Here is a 16,824-nt window from a genome sequence, read left to right as displayed (position 1 = left end):
GCGATCGGAGTGGGGATTGTGCAGATTAGTAGACTTAAGCTAAAACATCAGATATTACTCATATTTACCTTTTCAATCATCATATTTACATCCATGGAGTTGTATTTCTATTACAGTTTCTATGATCTAACGCAAAAAAGAGCTTCCAATTACGGTAATAAAATCATTGAACAAACACGCCAGAAGATAGATACCGTATTTAATGATTTAGAAGTAAGCACAAACATCGTCGTTAACAATAAAAAGATCCAAGAATTTACCATTGCAGATGATGATTATAAAAGAGCATTTGATATCGGGGCTTACGTTATTGATCTCATGGAATACATGAGGTCCTTTAATTCGTATGTCAATGGTATCGTAATTAATGATAGCGAAGGAAGACGAATTTACAGTTTAGCCACGTCAAATGGTGATATATTTTTTTTCAATCAATATGCTGAATTTATTAATTCTTATAAGCTGGACAGTGAATCTGTTGAAAAAGGCATGTATACGGATATTCTCAAAGACGAAAAAACAGGAAGCGAATATTTCTTTTATATAGCACCTATCATTGAAGCTATTGGCGGGGTTCGTTTTTCACAGCAAACTGGCTATTGTTCGGTTATGGTGAATACGGATAGGTTGCAAGAATTGGTTAAAAATACGGATCTGACGCCTAATTCTACTTTGTATCTATTAAACAGCCGAAATGAAGTTATCGCATCGAATAATACGAACTTCCGCGGCATTTTATTCAAAGACATACTCTCTGTAGATCGGGATAGTTTAACGAATGGCGTCAAAACCAATATCAACGGGGAAGACGTCATCGTTCAGGAGAAAGATTTGGAGCAAGCAGACGGCTGGCGGATCGTTAGTATTATTCCGGTGCACGAATTGACAACCGACATGAACGCGATCAAAAATGTTAGCATTATAGCAGGCGTCGGTATCATTCTAAGTTTAATTATTTTGGGGTATTTTTTCCTGAATAATTTGACACGACCTGTCATGGGGCTTGTTGCCGATATGAAAAGAATTGGGAAAAGAGACATGGGCTTTCGAATTAAAGTGCGCTCAACGAATGAAGTTGGTGTTCTAGCTTATGATATCAACAGCATGATTGACCAAATGGAAGAGATGGCCAGCAATATCTTGAATACGCAGGCAAGGTTGTACGAGTCGGAAATTAGCAAAAAACAAGTTGAATTTTCTGCTTTGCAAAGTCAAATCAATCCGCATTTCCTGTATAATACATTAAATTGCATAAGCAGTATCGGGCTCGAATATGGCAGCAAGGAAATTGCCCAGATTACTTCCTCAATGTCGAAAATATTCCGTTACAGCATTAAAGAGGATGAGCTCGTGCAAATAAGCGAAGAAATTCAGTGTGTGCAGGCCTATATGAATATTATTTCCATTCGATATGAGAACAAGTTTATGATGAAAGTACATGTGGATGACAAGATCATGCAAATGAAAACACCTAAAATGATTTTGCAGCCTATCATTGAAAATTCGGTTTATCATGGCCTTGAGCGTAGGGATGCAGGAGGAAGTTTACATGTAAACGGTCAGATTGATGTGGATGGGGATGTCTGTTTTCAAATAACGGATTCCGGAATCGGGATTGGTCATGATGAACTAGAAGTGATAAAAGCGAAGCTGAACATGGACTACTCAGAGAGAGTCAAGAACAGTCCGGATGGGAAAAGCATCGGTCTTTCCAATATCAATAACAGGATTAAGCTGATGTTTGGAGAAGGATATGGGGTAGACATAGAAAGCCAGTTGGGGCGGGGAACCACGGTGATAGTGAAGATTCCTTCTATAAGTAATTAGGAGTTGCAGGCATCGCGGCGGTATCATTGAGGGAGTACTATTTTGGAGGAATGTAGCATGAGATCGGAAGATCAGATTAAGCGTATGATGCATCAGTTGGAACAGATGGTGCAGCGACTCAACCCAGCAGATAATGCTGACGAAATCAAAGAAATTCGTGCCAAAATTGAAATGTTGGAGTGGGTATTAAATGCTCCTGTCGGAAAATATCACGCATAAAATATTAATTCGCGTATAAGCTTAGGGAGGTTTATATGAGAAACCAACAAATACCCGGCACAGACTTAACGCCATCCGTCATTTGCCTAGGCACTTCGAATTTCGGTGAATCGGTGAGCCGAGAAAATGCCTTTGAGATGATGGATCGCTTTTTGGACAGGGGAGGCAATTTTCTCGATACGGCCAAAGTGTACTCCGATTGGGTGCCAGGCGAGCGAAGCCGCAGTGAAAAGCTTATTGGCCAATGGTTGAAGTTGCGTAATAACCGTAGTCGTATCGTGTTGGCTACCAAAGGGGCACACCCCGAACTGGAGACTATGCATATACCGCGTTTAAGCCGGGAAGATATTTATGCTGATGTGGACATGAGCCTCAGCCACTTGCAAACGGATTATATCGATCTGTACTGGCTGCATCGCGATGATCCGCAGCGACCGGTCGAGGAAATTATGGATACTATGCATGCATTGGTGGAGCAGGGAAAAATCCGCTATTTTGGCTGCTCTAATTGGCGATCGGATCGCATAGAAGCAGCGCGTCAATATGCAGCAAACAAAGGGCTGCAAAGTTTTGCAGCCAGCCAAAACAAGTGGAGCCTTGCTTCGTATCCTCCTGCAAACGATCCTATGATGGTGACGTTAGATGAACGCGAGTTGGCGTATCACGAACGTACAGGGCTGCCTGCGATCCCCTATAATTCACAGGCATCCGGCTTTTTCAGCGGTCGCTATCAAAGCGAAAAGCTGCTTCAGCCTAGCCCAGAGAATAAAAAAATATGGAATCTGTGTCATGAAAGTAATTTGCTTAAGCTGAAGCGTGTTGAAACACTCGCTCGGCAGCTGGATCTCACGATGACACAGGTCGCTCTTGGCTACTTGCTTGCTCATCCGTTTCCTGTCTTTCCGATATCCGGCTGCAAAACGATTCAACAGCTGGAAGATTCCTGTGCTGCTGGCGATGTACGGTTAGACGATCAGATTTTTCAGGAATTGCGAGGGATTCACTGAAAATTAGTTGGAAAGGAAGTGCACTAGTGAAACTAAATCATCTTAATTTAACTGTCAGTGATGTGAAAGCTACTATTGATTTCATTGTGAAATATTTCGGTATGGAAGTTAAACACACGCGCGGCAATGGATTCGCTGTCCTATTGGACGATGGTGGCTTAGTACTTACCTTAATGAAAGGCGACCAAGTCACCTACCCAAGCACTTTTCATATCGGCTTTATTCAAGAAAGCGAAGCTCGGGTGAACGAGATCTATCAACGCATGAAGGATGATGGTCTTCATGTAAACCCTCCGCAACGATCGCACGCTTGGACGTTCTATGTGCAAGCACCTGGCGGATTTACTGTTGAGGTACTATGTTGATAGGACGATAGTTGAAATTGAATGAAGAGCAGGCGCCATAACGGTGCCTGCTTTATTTCTTTTTGCCTAGAGAACGGATTGGGCGGCTTACTTATTTTGGGAATTATTAAGTAAAACCATTGACATAGTTATGAAATGAATAGTAATATTATAACTATGAAGAATAAAACCAATAAACCCCAACGATCACCCCTTGCGTTAGCAATTCTCGCCAATCTGGCCCAGGAACCCATGCATCCTTACAGAATGCAACAGCTTATTAAAGAAAGAGGGAAGGATGAGGTCATTAACGTCCGCCAGCGTACAAGTATTTATCAGACCATTGACCGCTTGCTGAGGGAGGGACTCATTTCAGTTCAAGGAACTTTAAGTGAGGGGGGGCGCCCTGATCGAACCGTTTACGAATTGACCGAAGAAGGCAGGGAAACATCAAAGATTTGGCTTAGGGAGATGCTTTCGGCCCGGTCTCAGGAATATCCGGATTTTCCCGCAGCGATTTCTTTTCTTACGCTTTTAACTCCTGAAGACGTTCAGCGGCAATTTGAGAGGAGAGAAGGAGCTCTTCAGGAGGAGATCCAACGCACAGATGCGCAGTTACTGAAGTACAAGGAGTCGGTTCCCCGATTGTTCATGCTAGAGGTTGAGCATAGCCGAGCCTTATTGCAGGCAGAACTTGAATGGCTGCGGGCTGTCATCGAAGACTTACGCACGGGTGAACTCTCCTGGAACGAGGAATGGATAAGCCAAATAGCAGCGCGGCTAAGTAGTCCAAATTAGCATCGAAGGGATAAGCATACGAACTTATACGGTTCAAATGAAGAGCAACTTCTGAGGAGGAGATTGGAATGATGAACGCAACCGTTATTCAATCCAGCGCAACGATGATCGAGGCGACTCATACAGTAGGTTCTGTAATATCCAGAGACGGTACAACAATTGGTTATCGGCAATATGGTCAAGGACCGGGCGTCGTGGTGGTACATGGCGCCAATTTATCGTCACAAAACTTCACGCAGCTTGCGGTGCGGCTAGCCGATACATTCACGGTCTACGTGCCTGACCGCCGTGGCCGTGGACTTAGCGGACCTTTCGGTGAAGACTACGGTATCCGGAAGGAAGTCGAAGATTTGGAGGCACTCCTGACCCTATCAGGTGCCAGCCTTGTCTTCGGGATCAGCTCAGGAGGGCTTATTGCGCTCGAAGCAGCGCGTGCCCTGCCGGCTATTCGGAAGGTTGCCCTCTATGAACCGGCGTTGTTGATGAACTCCGAGAGGACGAAATGGCTAGCTCGTTATGACAGGGAGATCGCCGAAGGCAAGACAGCCGCCTCTCTCGTCACGTGCTTGAAAGGCCTGCAGCTGGGTGGACCGGTGCTTAACGCTATCCCCCGGTGGCTGCTCGAGTCCATGACCAACAAAATGATGCAAAGCGAGAGCGAGAAGGCGAAGAAAGACGATGTAACAATGCGAATGCTCGCATCGACGTTGCATTATGACGGTCAGTTACTCGTTGAGATGACCGGCAAGGTGGATCGATTTAGAACCTTGAATGCCGATGCTTTGCTGCTTGGCGGCAGTAAAGGATTGTCATATCTGAAGCCCTCGCTTGACGCTCTTGAGAAAGTGCTGCCTCAGGCTACAAGAGTGGAAGTGCCCGGACTTGATCACGGAGGAGCATGCGATGTCAGCCAAACGAATCGGGGAGGTAAGCCGGAAAAGGTGGCGGAAGAGCTGCGGCGTTTTTTTGCCTAGATGAAGTCGATGATGGAGATAGCAGGAAAATTTGACTCATGAAGGAGAATCATTAGATGTCTATTGAAAATCGTGAAGGGCAAATGCATATGTCCAAGGAATCAGTCATAGATTGGCTGCTTGGCGGGGACCCTGCAATTCGGTGGCAAGTGATGCGTGACTTAACCCAAGAGTCCGATGACCGTGTTGCTGCTGAGCGATCGCGGATTGCAACGGAAGGTTGGGGCGCCAGGGTGCTTGGCTTGCAATCTTCCAAGGGCAACTGGGGTGGCGAAGCCGACGCACGGAATTGGCTATGCACGAGCTACACGCTGCTGCTTTTGAAGGACCTGGGCCTGGATCCGTCGGGGGAGGAAGCCCGGAGATCCATCGGCCTTGTGCGTGACAACATCATTTGGCCGGAGCCAATGGGAGGCCTGCCGTACTTTGACGGCGAGACCGAACCCTGCGTCAATGGGTGGATACTCGGCGCAGGTTCCTACTTTGGGGAAGGCAGCGCTCGGCTAGTTGATCGACTCCTTGGCGAGCAGCTAGAGGACGGAGGCTGGAATTGCAACGCTCCTACAAGTCGGCGTTCCTCTTTTCACAGCACGATTTGTGTCTTGGAAGGGCTTTTGGAGTATGAGAAAGCAAAGGGAGAAACGGCGGCAGTGACGGAAGCTCGTAGCCGGGCCCATGAGTATCTATTGGAGCGCCGCATGTTAAGGTCTTTGTCGTCGGGCGAAGTGATCGACCTCAATTGGACGCGGTTTTCGTTTCCGACGACGTGGCATTATGATGTACTGCGCGGCTTGGATTACTTACGCAGCGCAGGTGTCAAACCCGATGAAAGAGTCGCCGAGGCAGTCAGTCTGGTAGCGAAGAAACAAGACGGGAGCGGAAAATGGCCGCTTGAGAATGCGCATTCCGATCGCGTTCACTTTGACATGGAAAGCGTTGAAGGCGAGCCGAGTCGTTGGAATACGCTTCGCGCCTTGCGAGTGCTTGATTGGTACTCATCACGAAATTCCAAGCCCACTTTTAAAATATAAACTTTAGACCCTAAGCCTGTTGCTGTGGGTTTCTTTTTTTGCCAATTAGTGATTGACTAATCAATAACCGAATGATAAGATGAAATCAAGTTAGTGATTGATCAATCACAAATATTGAAACAGGAGCTGATAAAATGAAAAAAGCGATAGTAATAGGAGCAACGGGTGGCACGGGAGCGGCGATCACAGAGGAACTTGTGAAAAGAGGTGTAGAAACCATTGCATTTGGACGTTCTCGCCAGAAATTAGAGGAGTTCGCCAGAAAGCTTGGAAATCCGCAGCATTTGACTCTATCTGTAGGAGACGCTATGCGACCTGAGGATATAGTAGCCCAAGCGGGCGGGGCTGACGTCCTGTTCCATTGTGCGAATGTACCTTATCATGAGATGGTCAACAAGCTGATTCCTTTAGGCGAGTCTGTGATGGAGGCCGCGGAACGGCTCACTATAAAAGTTGTAGCAATTGACGGGATCTATCCATATGGCAGAAAACAAATGGAGCTGGTTACAGAGGATCATCCCAAACAGCCTCATACGATAAAAGGAAACGTTAGGCTTGACTACGAACGGATGCTGTTTAGCCAGCGATGGACCAAAGCTCAAGTCATGATTGTTCGCTTGCCTGACTACTACGGGCCAACGGCTAATGAAGCCTCCTATTTAGGCTCAACCTTGGAGGCGATCGCGGCGGGTAAACTGGCTTTTTTCATCGGCAACATGCAAGTCCCCCGCGAATTCGTCTATTTACCGGATGCCGCTGCGATGGTTGCCGAATTGGCAGGCAAAGATTTCGCCTACGGACAGAACTGGCATATTCCGGGTTCTGGCCTTATCTCAGGACGAGAGATCGTGCGAATTGCCCGATCGGCAAGTGGAATCGCTAAACCGGTCATCCCACTAAAAAAATTAGGTCTGTCGTTGATTGGCATGAGCGTCCCTGTGATGAAAGAAGTCGTCGAGATGCTTTATTTAACCGAGGAGCCCCTTGTGTTGAGCGGAGAAAAATACAAACGATTGATCGGACCGATCGTAGCAACATCGTTCAAGGAAGGGATAACTTCGACGGTTAGGGTTTTGCAAAAGCGAAAGGATTCTTTTAAACAAAAGTAATTGATTAATCAATATAATTGTTATGCTGATATCTGCGCTTTCTTCTAAGCACTAATGATTAATTTGAGACAACAAAGGATGAATTATACAGGTGGAGGGTCCGCGAAAAGGAGTTCCACTGGATTCAATAGAAGTATAATTTCAGAACTTAACGTAGGAGGGGAAGAAAAATGGCCGAGGTTCTTATATTTCATCATGCACTGGGGCTGACTGAGGGAATTCACAGCTTTGCTGACGAGCTGAGAAAAGAGGGACATACAGTACATGTTCCTGATCTTTACGAAGGTCATGTGTTTACGACCATCAAGGATGGCATGGCCTATGTTAAGGAGATCGGATTTGAAGAGATGATGGAGCGCGGCACTCGTGTGGCACATGAGCTTCCGAGTGACATCGTTTATGCGGGGTTTTCGCTGGGCGTCTTGCCTGCACAGAAGCTCGCTCAGACTCGGGAGGGCGCTATTGGCGCGCTGCTTTTTTACTCCTGCGTGCCGGCTGCAATGTTCGGATCTCCCTGGCCAGCGGAACTGCCGATTCAGATTCACGGCATGGATGGTGATCCGTATTTTGTTGACGAAGGCGACTTGGAAGCGGCTCGTGAGCTTGTCGCTTCGGCCAATCAGGCCGAACTCTTTTTGTACCCGGGCGATCAACACTACTTTGCTGACAGCAGCTTACCTTCGTATGATGCTGACGCGACGGCTTTGCTTTTACAACGTGTGCTTGGGTTCCTCCGTGGTTTGCATGAAAAAGAGCTCCGATGAAAAAGACACCGACAAAAAACTCGACTGCTCGCTAGAACCGCGAGCAAATCGAGTTTTGTTTTTTTACATTAAGACAAAGTAGCAAACGATTCAAGGCCCTTGAATGGAATGATTTCATCCCTCCGTCCATCGCGCATTTTCGTTGCCCAAGCCGGATCAGAGAGTAAAGAACGGCCGACAGCGATCAAATCGAATTCGCCATCATCTATTTTTTGAACGAGTTTGTCCAGGTTGTCTTCAACGGTATCCTCCACTGCTGCCATACCGAGATCTAAAGGCAGTCCCACAGAACCAACGGAGATAGTCGGTTTGCCTGTTAACTTTTTGATCCAACCTGCAAGGTTCAAATCGGAGCCTTCAAACTCAGGCTTGTAGAAACGGAATGTAGCCGTATGGAAAATATCTACACCGGCATCGGACAACGGTTTAATGAACATAGCGAGTTCTTCCGGCGTGTTGAATAAGTTAGAGCGGTGCTCCCCATATTTGAATTGTGATAAACGGAAGGAAATGGGGAAATCAGGGCCAACCGCTTTTCGAACGGCTTCAATAACCTCTACTGCAAAGCGAGTTCTTTGAACAAGATCACCGCCATATTTATCGGTCCGTTTGTTTGTTTTCTCCCAGAAGAATTGATCGATCAGGTAAGTGTTTGCCCCGTGGATTTCAACCCCGTCAAAGCCAAGGCGTTTGGCGTCGGCACCCGCTTGGCCAAAAGCAGCGATAATGGATTGGATTCTTTCTTCTGTTAATGTTTCGCCTTTCTCCTCTTCCAAACGATAAACTTCAATACCGGAGGGACCAACCGCCGGCGCTTCGGGATTAGGAAGCGTAGATTTGTCCGTGACAGTGAACATGTCGTCAACAGCTGCGCGTACCATACCTACGTGCCAAATTTGCGGGAAGATTTTGCCGCCTGCTTCATGAACTTCCTTAACCACATGCGCCCAGGCATTTAAGGCATCATCGCCATAGAATCTAGGATTGTTAGGGTGACCCGCGGATGCAGGATCATTTACGACAGTACCTTCGGTAATAATGAGGCCAACTTCATGCTCTGCGCGGCGGCGGTAATATTGAGCAACATGCTCACCAGGTATCCCGTCAATGGAAAACGAACGCGTCATAGGAGACATCACAATGCGGTTTTTCAGCGTTAGCTTTTTTGAAACAAACGGTTTGAAGAGTGGATCCAGTGTTTTTTTCATATTAAAATTCCTCCTAATAGTGAGTTTCTATAATTTCATTAGTCATGATAAAAGCTAGCTTTGTCGACTTTGGCTGGCGTTTGTTTGACATGAGCTTATCATAACGGATGTTTTCAAAAATTTCAATACGACCGGTCTGTCTTTTTTTGTTGAAAAGTTTACCTAGCTATTTTCATTGACATTATGACTGGAAGAAGCAATAATGTGACTAATATTGAAAAGCAAGAGGGTGTGTTCGTATTAGTAAAGGGGAGCAAACCAAACAGTACATTATTGAACAATCGGCCTTATTACTGAATAAGCAAGGATTCATGTCTACTTCCCTCTCGGAAATTATGGCCGTGACAGGCTTGAAGAAGGGAACTTTATATAATCATTTCAAAGATAAAGAAGAATTGGTATCTTTGGCGTTCGAGTATTGTTTGACTATTTTTGAGCAATATATTCAGAACGCGATTTCGGTTCATACCAGTTCTAAAGACCGGGTTCTAGCTTTTATTGACGCTTATTGTTCTTTTGATGACTCGACGCTTCCAGGAGGATGTCCGATCATCAATGTTGCGGTAGAAGTGTATGATGGCTTGTCGGAGCTTCTTCAGAATCAGGCGCGATATGGAATGAGTTACATCACGAATGTTCTAGTAGACATTTTGGAAAAAGGTGTTCAAGAGGGCGAGTTCAAGCGAGATATCGATACAAATCAGGTAGCCTCGATCATGATTTCATCTTGCGAAGGCGGACTTCTGATGAACAAACTGCGCCAAGAGCAATCTCACTCCCGATTTATATATGAACATTTAAGTGCTTTCGTTGAGAGAGAGATTTGCGTGTAACTAAAAAATAACATAGAAAAAGCTCGCATAAATTGCGGGCTTTTTTGATTTTTCGAATCTGATACTGCGTGTATAGGATGATGGCATGAAGCACAAGCTACGCGAGAATAAATCATGAAGGAGTTAAATGTATGACAGTGATATCCACGAACAATAACGTTCTTACTTTTATTAATGTGTTCACGGTGGAACCGGAAAATCAGGATCGTCTCATCGATTTACTTACTAGCGCAACAGATGTCTCCGTTCGATATGCGCCGGGATTTATTTCTTGCAGTTTGCACCGCGGGACAGAAGGGACGAAAGTAACGATGTATGCGCAATGGAGAAGTGCGGAAGATTACCAAGCAATGCGAAATGACCCAAAACCTCTCCCGTATCTTCAGGAGGCAATGACGATAGCAAAGTTTGAACCGGGCAGCTATGAAGTTGTCAAAACTTTTGAACCCGCCGCGGAATAAGGTCTTCCTACTTGACATCTACCTCGGGGTCGTACTAATGTTAGTGCCAAGAGGTGGAATCCATGAGCAAGAAACAGGACATAATGACCGCCACACTCGACTTAATTGACGAAGAGGGACTTCAGTCGGTTACCTTCTCCAAAATATTTAAGCGAGCAAATGTAGGGTCTGGCACGATGTATAACTATTTTGCAAATAAAGAAGAGCTGGTTAATGCAGTGTATAAAGAAGCACGGATGTTAATGGGAGATTACTTGATGCAGGATTATAATCCTGCATCAAGCCTGTATGAGCGATTTAGGTGTCTTCAGTTAAATAGACTGCAGTTCGGCATTCATTGTCCCAAAGAATTCATGTTTATCGACAGCTTCTCCTATTCACCGTATATCTCACCTGAGTTGCGCGCGATGGACGATGCCCATAACTCCCGTGATGTGATTATTTCCTTGATTATTGAAGGACAAAAGCAGGGAATTTTGAAAGAAATGGACTCTCATTTGTGTCACCAGCTCATGCACGGGATGATAGCTTCAATTCTAAAAGGATACTACGTAAAGAAATATCCGATGAACGAGCTCCAAATTCAACAAATTATGGAAGCTTCATGGAAAGCAATTCTCGTCTGAAAAACAGTCTTAGGAACTTGTTAGGTTCCGTGGGCTGTTTTTTTGTGTAGTTTCGGAAAATAAATTCCAAAGTCAATCGCATTTTATGTGTGTTGAATTTCGTTAATGGAATTTAAATTCCACTAATTGAGCGACTAATCCTCTTGGGGCCTTGAAAATCTTGTATTATTTTCGCTTTCAGGATGCTGTTTCCGGGCTGTATTTCTGAATTCCTGTATTTGGTTGGAATAAAAATTCCGAAATGTATTGACCAAACGTTATCCAAGGAGTATATTAGCTATGGAACAAATATTCCAAACAAAATGAAGGAGGCAATATTATATGTCTAAAGTTTGGTTGATTACAGGGAGTTCACGCGGGTTTGGTCGCAGTCTTGCCGAAGCGGTATTGGCTAAAGGAGATCAGCTTGTCGCTACAGCTCGTAATACAGAGCAGATTGCTGATCTTGCAGCACGTTATGGCAGCCAGGTTCGGATCGTGCAGTTGGATGTAAATCGATTCGAGCAGGCTGAAGCCGCGATCCAGGCCGCTTTCGAAGCGTTCGGACGATTGGATGTCCTTGTTAATAATGCAGGCTACGGTAATGTCTCTTCTATAGAAGAAACGTCGATGGAAGACTTCCGCGCACAGGTGGAAACAAATCTCTGGGGCGTTATTAACGTTACAAAAGCCGCGCTGCCCTTGTTAAGAAAGCAAGGCCATGGTCATATTGTCCAATTTTCTTCGATCGGCGGCAGAACAGGCGCACCAGGTCTTGCACCTTACCAGGCAGCAAAATGGGCAGTGGAAGGTTTCTCCGAGGTGTTGTCCAAAGAGGTAGCGCCGCTGGGATTAAAAGTCACCTTAATCGAACCCGGCGGTTTCCGAACCGATTGGGCAGGCTCTTCCATGCAGCATATCGAGCCTAGAGAAGAATACCAAGCAACAGTAGGTGGCTTGCTGAAACATCTTCGCGATACAACGGGGAAAGAGAACGGCGATCCGGATAAAGCCGCGCAAGCAATCATTCAGATCGTCAATGAGGAGAATCCGCCTCTTCGCTTATTGCTCGGAAGCGATGCAGTAGCCATCGCAAACGCGGTGGACCAAGGCAAGTTAGCGGAAACGAAACGCTGGCAGGCGCTTAGCCAATCAACGGATTATGCATCCAAAGCGTTGGATCCGGAAGTAACGCGCATGTATGACGAGTTTGAAGAAAAATAAGCCTGCAACATACGCTGATTTGCCATACAAAATCAGAGAGAGGTTGCATCTATGAAACTGAGTGCAAGAATTGCTTTATTATCGATGGCGGTTACGACCACCTTCGGAACGATGATGGCTGCGCCGGCGGTTAAACCACTGGCTGTGGCTTTCCCCGGCACCAACGCGCTGTTGGTACAGTGGGTCGTTACCATTTCTTCTCTATTTATTTTGCCGACCTTATTTATGGCGGGGAATCTAGGCAGACGGTTTTCTCGGAAAAACATTTTAATAGCAGGTTTGCTGATGTATATCATAGGTGGCGTTGGTCCGGCCTTCATGAACTCATTTGAAATGATCTTAGTCTTTCGGGCGCTCTTAGGTCTCAGCATCGGCCTCATTTCGCCAACGTTCAATGCTTTGATTGCGGAGAATTTCCAAGGCAAAGAACGATCGCGCATGAATGGTATACAGACTTCAATTAATGGCATCGGTGGAGCTATATTTTTATCTTTTGGCGGAATTATCGCATCTTTTGGATGGCGAGACGTGTTTTTAACTTATTTGTATGCCGTTGTGTTATTTATTTTGGTCATCGCCTTTTTACCTAAGTTTCCTCCGATCCAAACGGAAGTGTTGGCGAAAGGGAAGGCTAAGCTTCCGAAGTTTTTCTTTGCGGTTGCGGCTGCGGCAGGGCTTCATTCGATGATGTTCACTTTGATTCCGACGAACCTTTCTCTATATTTGTCCAATAACGGCATTGGCACCGTAGCTTCAGTAGGTTACTTGACTGCTTTCGCTCTAGTTGGTGTTTTCGTCGGAGGGCTTGCGGTAACCCGATTAAGCATTATGTTAAAAAAACTGCTCGTCCCGCTGGATTTAGCTGTGATGGCCGGAGGCTTTCTACTCATCGGTTCTGCACACACGGTGTGGAGTGTAGCGCTTGCGGTATTCATGATCGGTTTGGCAGAGGGCATGCTGTTTCCGCTATCATTCATCAAAACAGCGGAAGTTGTGCCCAAACTTAGCTTAACATCGGCCATTTCACTGATGCTTGCTTGTGTTTATGCCTGCCAATTCCTCAGCCCTTTATTTGTTAAAGGGATAGAACTGCTGCTTCATACGGATTCAACTCGAGGTGTATTTATGGTGATAGCTGCAGCTTTGGCTGTAAGTGCCGTAGTCTACTTGCCAATTGCTCGAATCCGGAAAAACGGAGCCGTGCAATCCATTTCTTAAGATTACAACGTTAATAACTACAACAAAGTAGGTGTCTGGTATGAGAAACATAGATAAAATTTATATAGATGGAAAGTTTGTAACTCCAAGAGGTACGGACCATTTGGAGTTGGTTAACCCTTCTACAAGAGAAGTTTTTGGCCGTGTAACGCTCGGAAATGAAGAAGATGCTAAGCTTGCCATAGCGGCGGCGAAAGCAGCATTCGCTACCTTTTCAAGAACATCTGTGGAAGAAAGGTCCGCCATGTTACAGCGTTTGAACGACGCAATCTTGGATCGAATTGATGAGTTGGCGGAAGCGAATATCCTCGAATACGGTGCCCCTCGAATGGCTTCAACCGGGAGGGTCAAATTGGCCGCGGCTAATTTGATGGACAGCAAAGAGGCGTTGGAGCAGTTCGATTTTGTTCATATGATCGGCAAAGCTAAAGTTGTTTCCGAGCCCGTAGGTGTTATCGGAATTATCACACCTTGGAATGCAAGTTATTCGCAGATTACGGCCAAACTAGGTGCAGCGATAGCAGCGGGATGTACGGTTGTGATTAAGCCGAGCGAATTAAGCGCCCTGCAGACGCAATTGTTAACGGAATGTTTCCATGCAGCAGGCATCCCAGCCGGCGTAATCAATGTCGTGAATGGTCTTGGTGCTACAGTGGGGGCCGAACTTACGCGTAATCGGGACATAGCCATGATTAATTTTACCGGTTCAACACGGGTTGGAAAAGAAATTCGCAGAGCTACGGTAGACTCCATGAAGCGTGTTACTTTAGAGCTTGGCGGCAAATCCCCGAATATCGTTCTCGACGATGCGGACTTTGCCAAAGCAATCCCTGCCGCGGTCAGATCGTGTTATACGAACAATGGGCAAGCCTGTGTTGCCGGTACTAGATTGTTCGTTCCCGAGCACCGGTTGGAAGAGGTTAAGAAACTGGCAAGAGAAACCGTAGAGTCGATCAAAGTCGGGCTTCCATCTGAAGCAGATACGATTCTTGGCCCTCTTGTTACGGAGAAACAGTATAATCAGGTGCAGCGTTACATTTTATCGGGCATTCAAGAGGGTGCTGAGTTGGTCGTTGGTGGTGAAGGCCAGCCGGAGGGGTTGGAAAAGGGGAACTTTGTCAGACCGACGGTATTTGCTAACGTTACGGAAGAGATGACGATCGCGAAGGAAGAAATTTTCGGACCTGTGCTTTCGATTTTAACCTTTAAAAACGAGGAAGAAGCCGTTGTGATGGCCAATAACACGGACTACGGTTTGGGGGCTTATATCAGCACGTCGAACTTGGAGAAAGCGAACGAATTGGCGTCCCGTATCCAAGCGGGTGTGGTGCTCATCAACGGGGCAGGTTTTGAAATGAAAGCACCTTTCGGCGGTTTCAAACATTCCGGAATCGGCCGCGAATACGGCATCTATGGTCTGGAAGATTGCTTAGAAACCAAAACGATTACCGGTTTTGATCTTCTAATGTAAGACTTTGAACGCATAAAGGGATCAAGTTCTTGTCTGTTGGCAAGAGCTTGATCCCTTTTATTACACTCTGTATTGAGAACTAATTAACTTCTAGTGTTTGCCACCGGAATATCTTTCATAGGCAGCCTTATATATGGACATATATTGGGCTACGCCCATTTTATCTACAGTAGCCACATACTTGTCCCAGTCGTCGAAGGAAGCTGTGCCGTTAATAAGATTAGCTTCGGTCTCGGTGATGAATTTCTGGATGTCAGCGCCTTTGGAACTCATAAATGCGGTTTCCTCTTCTGTAAAATTAAAGCTGTACCACATTTCTTTGATGAGGTTTTTGGATGCTTTTTTACCTGCCTCAACGGATTCCGGCAAACTTTCAGAGCCTTTGAAATATTTCTCCTGAACATATCCCGGATAGCTGCCTCCTGGCCATGTCGTAAATTTGGCTACCGCTTGATCGAGGGTCAGTCCGTTCGGATTATTTTTCACTTCGTTTGTAAACTCCAGTTTACCGTCAGCATTTTGGGTATAGGTGGCATCTTTTTGTCCCATAAAATAGAAGGTAGCTCCTTCATCGCCATAGAAGTAATCCATCCAGCGTAGTGTAGCCTCCGGATTTTTGTTTTTATCTGTGATGACGAAGGCTCCAGGCCATGCGATAGGATTTTTCACAGAGACATATAACTGATCCCCATGAGGACCTTTAAGGGCACCAAGACCTACATAACCCTTTTGATTCATAACGGCTTGCGGATGAGGGACGAATGCCGATCCCAGCAGACCTTTTTCACCTTTGGCATAAAGCGCCGTATCTTTCAATGTGAAGATTTCTTTATCAATCAGGCCCTCGGCATACAGTTTGTTCATATACTGCAGCACTTCTTTATATTTCGGATCGGTACGATAAAACCTCAAATTGTTGGAAGCGGGATCTACGTCCACGTAAGGGTGAGCAACTGCGCCGCGATTTCCGAAGCCCCATCCACCGCCGATGTAGCGTTGTATCGTTTGGATACCGAACATTCCGCTTAAAGGGACTTCGTCCTTTTGACCATTGCCGTTCAAATCGGAATCTTTGACAGCCTTCAAATACGTATAAAACTCCTCTGTCGTTTCAGGTTCCTTCATATTAAGCTTATCCAGCCAGTTCTTGTTAATCCATAGCGGCGTACCGATAAGCATAGGCAGGAATTCGGGACTATAGAAGGATGGCAGGGAATAGATACCGCCGTCCGGCATGGTCAATCCCTTTTTCAGATCAGGATACTTGTCCAAAAGCTTCTTGAAGTTAGGCGCATTTTTCTCGATCAAATCATTTAACTTGAGGAAAACGCCTTGGCTGCCGTACTTCATTAGATCCGATACAGGCACCCTCGCGGAATAGAAGGCATCGGGATAATCGCCGCTAGCCAGCGCCAGATTTCGTTTCTCCGTAAGACTTTCAAAAGGAATCAACTGGAACTCAGCATCGATGTTGGACATCTTGGCATACTCTTTCCAAACCGTTGTATCTTCAAATTTGTTGCCGTTCTGAGGGGATTTGCCCGTAAACAAGGTGAGATGAAGTTTCTCATTCACAATTGGAAAACCGGTGGCATTCAGATTTTGTGCCGCTTTTTCATCGGATTTAGCGGTATTTCCTTTATTTTCAGAGTCACCGCAACCGCTAATCACTCCGAGAGTAAGCAGGGCGGATAGGGCTAAGGCTGTTGTTTTGGTTACTTTCATGATGAA

Annotated in this window: 17 protein-coding genes; 15 read left to right on the top strand and 2 right to left on the bottom strand. The window is 45.8% G+C overall.

The window, feature by feature from the left end; translation table 11 throughout:
* The first annotated feature begins 18 nt into the window (after nucleotides 1–18).
* The 9 genes from GON05_RS29770 (at nucleotide 19) to GON05_RS29735 (ending at nucleotide 8,073) form a co-directional block, all read left to right on the top strand.
* Entirely contained in the window at nucleotides 19–1,827 is a 1,809-nt protein-coding gene (locus GON05_RS29770) for a sensor histidine kinase (protein ID WP_181646216.1), read from the top strand.
* A 57-nt stretch (nucleotides 1,828–1,884) separates the two neighbouring features.
* On the top strand, nucleotides 1,885–2,046 hold the full coding sequence (locus tag GON05_RS38895; protein ID WP_181646215.1) for a hypothetical protein: 162 nt from the start codon (nucleotides 1,885–1,887) through the stop codon (nucleotides 2,044–2,046).
* 35 nt (nucleotides 2,047–2,081) lie between these two features.
* Entirely contained in the window at nucleotides 2,082–3,053 is a 972-nt protein-coding gene (locus GON05_RS29765) for an aldo/keto reductase (RefSeq protein ID WP_157324375.1), read from the top strand.
* Nucleotides 3,054–3,079: 26 nt separating this feature from the next.
* Nucleotides 3,080–3,418 (top strand): VOC family protein, encoded by a 339-nt coding sequence (locus GON05_RS29760; protein WP_181646214.1) that lies wholly within the window; start codon nucleotides 3,080–3,082, stop codon nucleotides 3,416–3,418.
* 135 nt (nucleotides 3,419–3,553) lie between these two features.
* Nucleotides 3,554–4,195, top strand: a complete 642-nt coding sequence (locus GON05_RS29755) for a PadR family transcriptional regulator (RefSeq protein WP_220138834.1) — start codon at nucleotides 3,554–3,556, stop codon at nucleotides 4,193–4,195.
* Between the two features lie 68 nt (nucleotides 4,196–4,263).
* Nucleotides 4,264–5,169 (top strand): alpha/beta fold hydrolase, encoded by a 906-nt coding sequence (locus GON05_RS29750; protein ID WP_157324373.1) that lies wholly within the window; start codon nucleotides 4,264–4,266, stop codon nucleotides 5,167–5,169.
* Nucleotides 5,170–5,225: 56 nt separating this feature from the next.
* Complete coding sequence (locus tag GON05_RS29745; RefSeq protein ID WP_220138833.1) at nucleotides 5,226–6,200, top strand: prenyltransferase/squalene oxidase repeat-containing protein; 975 nt, start codon at nucleotides 5,226–5,228, stop codon at nucleotides 6,198–6,200.
* Nucleotides 6,201–6,334: 134 nt separating this feature from the next.
* Entirely contained in the window at nucleotides 6,335–7,309 is a 975-nt protein-coding gene (locus GON05_RS29740; protein WP_157324371.1) for an SDR family NAD(P)-dependent oxidoreductase, read from the top strand.
* Nucleotides 7,310–7,479: 170 nt separating this feature from the next.
* The gene (locus GON05_RS29735; protein ID WP_157324369.1) at nucleotides 7,480–8,073 is read left to right on the top strand and encodes a dienelactone hydrolase family protein; all 594 of its coding nucleotides are present in this window, start codon (nucleotides 7,480–7,482) and stop codon (nucleotides 8,071–8,073) included.
* Between the two features lie 68 nt (nucleotides 8,074–8,141).
* Here GON05_RS29735 and GON05_RS29730 read toward each other — a convergent pair whose 3' ends face one another.
* Nucleotides 8,142–9,281 carry an NADH:flavin oxidoreductase gene (locus GON05_RS29730; RefSeq protein ID WP_157324367.1) on the bottom strand — a complete coding sequence of 380 codons (1,140 nt, stop codon included), beginning with the start codon at nucleotides 9,279–9,281 and terminating at the stop codon, nucleotides 8,142–8,144.
* Between the two features lie 239 nt (nucleotides 9,282–9,520).
* On the opposite strand from GON05_RS29730, the gene GON05_RS39955 reads away from it, so the two are divergent.
* From GON05_RS39955 to GON05_RS29700, 6 genes are all read left to right on the top strand, one after another.
* Nucleotides 9,521–10,114 (top strand): TetR/AcrR family transcriptional regulator, encoded by a 594-nt coding sequence (locus GON05_RS39955; RefSeq protein WP_309491779.1) that lies wholly within the window; start codon nucleotides 9,521–9,523, stop codon nucleotides 10,112–10,114.
* 131 nt (nucleotides 10,115–10,245) lie between these two features.
* Entirely contained in the window at nucleotides 10,246–10,575 is a 330-nt protein-coding gene (locus GON05_RS29720; protein WP_157324365.1) for an antibiotic biosynthesis monooxygenase family protein, read from the top strand.
* Nucleotides 10,576–10,637: 62 nt separating this feature from the next.
* Nucleotides 10,638–11,201, top strand: a complete 564-nt coding sequence (locus tag GON05_RS29715; RefSeq protein ID WP_157324363.1) for a TetR/AcrR family transcriptional regulator — start codon at nucleotides 10,638–10,640, stop codon at nucleotides 11,199–11,201.
* A 321-nt stretch (nucleotides 11,202–11,522) separates the two neighbouring features.
* Nucleotides 11,523–12,404, top strand: coding sequence for an oxidoreductase (locus tag GON05_RS29710; RefSeq protein ID WP_157324361.1), 882 nt, complete (start codon nucleotides 11,523–11,525; stop codon nucleotides 12,402–12,404).
* A gap of 51 nt (nucleotides 12,405–12,455) precedes the next feature.
* The gene (locus tag GON05_RS29705) at nucleotides 12,456–13,622 is read left to right on the top strand and encodes an MFS transporter (protein ID WP_157324359.1); all 1,167 of its coding nucleotides are present in this window, start codon (nucleotides 12,456–12,458) and stop codon (nucleotides 13,620–13,622) included.
* Nucleotides 13,623–13,662: 40 nt separating this feature from the next.
* Nucleotides 13,663–15,093, top strand: a complete 1,431-nt coding sequence (locus GON05_RS29700; protein WP_157324357.1) for an aldehyde dehydrogenase family protein — start codon at nucleotides 13,663–13,665, stop codon at nucleotides 15,091–15,093.
* Nucleotides 15,094–15,183: 90 nt separating this feature from the next.
* Here GON05_RS29700 and GON05_RS29695 read toward each other — a convergent pair whose 3' ends face one another.
* Nucleotides 15,184–16,818, bottom strand: a complete 1,635-nt coding sequence (locus tag GON05_RS29695) for a type 2 periplasmic-binding domain-containing protein (protein ID WP_157324356.1) — start codon at nucleotides 16,816–16,818, stop codon at nucleotides 15,184–15,186.
* Nucleotides 16,819–16,824: the final 6 nt, after the last annotated feature.

Origin of the sequence: Paenibacillus anseongensis (genome assembly GCF_009757995.1) — a bacterium.
GTDB classification, from domain to species: domain Bacteria; phylum Bacillota; class Bacilli; order Paenibacillales; family NBRC-103111; genus Paenibacillus_E; species Paenibacillus_E chondroitinus.
This window is presented reverse-complemented; position numbering and strand designations above follow the sequence as displayed.